The sequence below is a fragment of the uncultured Campylobacter sp. genome, from assembly GCF_938018035.1.
Classification (GTDB): domain Bacteria; phylum Campylobacterota; class Campylobacteria; order Campylobacterales; family Campylobacteraceae; genus Campylobacter_B.
Genome location: NZ_CALIJF010000231.1, coordinates 1 through 2254 on the forward strand (window position 1 = coordinate 1; position 2254 = coordinate 2254).

2 protein-coding genes and 1 pseudogene are annotated in these 2254 nt (G+C 38.0%); all 3 read left to right on the forward strand.

Annotation, left to right across the window (positions count from 1 at the left end; genetic code table 11):
• Positions 1-134 precede the first annotated feature (134 nt).
• Complete coding sequence (locus Q0257_RS07020; protein ID WP_298023308.1) at positions 135-1229, forward strand: DNA adenine methylase; 1095 nt, start codon at positions 135-137, stop codon at positions 1227-1229.
• A 1-nt stretch (position 1230) separates the two neighbouring features.
• The gene (locus Q0257_RS07025) at positions 1231-1956 is read left to right on the forward strand and encodes an EcoRI family type II restriction endonuclease (RefSeq protein WP_298023304.1); all 726 of its coding nucleotides are present in this window, start codon (positions 1231-1233) and stop codon (positions 1954-1956) included.
• An 8-nt stretch (positions 1957-1964) separates the two neighbouring features.
• A pseudogene (locus Q0257_RS07030) lies at positions 1965-2254 on the forward strand (hypothetical protein); the annotation flags it as partial.

The window sequence follows — 2254 nt, forward strand, 5'->3', positions numbered from 1 at the left end:
TGCGCCGATGTCGTGTCAAGCCCTGCGGAGGCTAAGCCGCTCATTTTAGAGGCGATCAGATCGGGCAAGGTTTACCGATATTTTGAGGACTATACGCGAGGCAAAGCTTGAAGAATACTATAAAAGAAATTGAAATTGCCGAAAATCCTGCCTTTTTAAAGGAACAGCTAATTAGCTATTTGGGTAATAAACGCGCAATATTAAACGAAATTTTAAACGTGCTTTGCGAGATAAAGAGCGAACTAAAAAAACAAAAGATAAGTTTTGTAGACGTTTTTAGTGGCTCAGGCGTGGTTGCAAGAGCAGCTAAAGCATACTCGAGCCTCGTTGTTGCAAACGACTTAGAGGATTATTCGCGCGTGATAAACTCATGCTATCTTTCAAATTTCACGCCAGAGCTCAAAGAGCAAATCGACAAAAGTTTTAAGCAAATTTTAGAAAAATTTAAACCCAGCGAGAGCTTTATAAGCGAACTTTACGCTCCAAAAGATGACGCTAATATAAAACACGGCGAGAGAGTATTTTATTCTCGTGAAAATGCGCTAATAATCGGTGGTTTGCGTAAAGCAATAGAAGAAATAGATCTAGATTTTAGGCATTTTTTTATAGCGCCTCTACTCAGCGAGGCTAGCATCCATTCAAATACAGGTGGTGTATTTAAGGGCTTTTACAAAGACAAGAATGGTGTAGGAAAATTCGGCGGTAGCGGAGAAAATGCGTTAAATAGAATTTTAGGTAAAATTACTCTTCAAAAACCAATTTTTTCAAATTTTACGAGCAAATTTGAAGTTTATCAGCAAGATGCCTTAAAGCTAGCGAATATTTTATCCCCTTTGGATATCGCTTACTTTGACCCGCCGTATAACCAGCACCCTTACGGCTCAAACTATTTTATGCTAAATTTAATCGCAAATTTTAAAGCTCCGAACCTTAAAAATTTAAGCGAGGTATCGGGCATACCAAACGACTGGAATCGCTCGAATTTTAATAAAAAGGCAAAAGCAGCAGATGAATTTTTTGCCTTATTATCCAAATTTCCGGCTAAATATTTAGTCATCTCTTTTAATTCGGAAGGATTTATCAGCGAGGCGGAGTTTCTTTTAAATTTATCAAAAATCGGCAAAGTCATAAAACACGAAATCCGCTATCCAACTTACCGCGCAAGCAGAAATTTAAATAACAGGGCGCTTTACGTAACCGAATACATCTATATCGTAAAAAAGGTTTAAAGTGGCAAATAGTGATGATCTAAGGAAAAATGTAAATCAGCATAAACCTAAAAATACCGAGTCAAAATTTGACGACAAAAATATAGCGCAGGCCATGCAAAAAACTATTGATTATATAGAAAATAGATTTAGTCAAATTCCAAATTTTAACGGTTTTTACCTTGAATTTAGCGGAAGATTGTCATTAAAAGGAATGATGGAAAATATAAAAAATGGCGGTATCAGAAAACAGTTTGATACAACATGGGAAGACAACACTATCATGCCTGATGGAGGCTTTTTGATACTCAAAAAACGAGGCGACACAAAATATCAAAAACCCCTTCTAGCGGCAGAAGTTAAAAGACAAGGCACAAATGATAAACGCGCTAAAGAAGGGTTAAAAAAACAAGCTAGGGGTAATGCAATAGAGCGCCTAGGCAAAAATTTAATCGGCATAAGAGCTATGATGAACCACGAAGACATAACGCCTTTCGTATGTTTTGGTAGCGGTGACGACTTTAACGAAAATGACGCTAGCACAAAAAACGTATTTTCAAAACTTAGCACAATGAATGAATTTTACTACCTCAACAAAACTTATATTTTTAAGCTAGACGGCAACAGCGAGCACAATAAATTTTCTCCCGTAAGTATGTATTTTCGAAAAGAGGAGTGGGGTGCAAACGAGATGTTTGAAATAATGAAAGAGATCGCAGAGACTAGTTTGCGATATTATATCTTTTAGGCGAAAATATGAACGTTTTAATTAAAATTTGCGGTATCAAAACACCTGAAGAAGCATGCGCTGTGGCAAGTCTAGGTGTAAATTTTTTAGGCGTAATTTTTGTATCAAGCTCCAAGCGCTGCGTCAGCGTAGAAACAGCACGCAAGATCGCGCGTATCGCGCACCAAAACGGCGCAAAGTGCGTCGGAGTTTTTGCTTTGAGCTGCAAAAAACATGGCGCCGCCGCACGCGAATGTAAAAATTTTAGCGGCAAAACTCGCGGCGAAGAAATTTGCAGCAACAAGGGCGATAGCAAAAT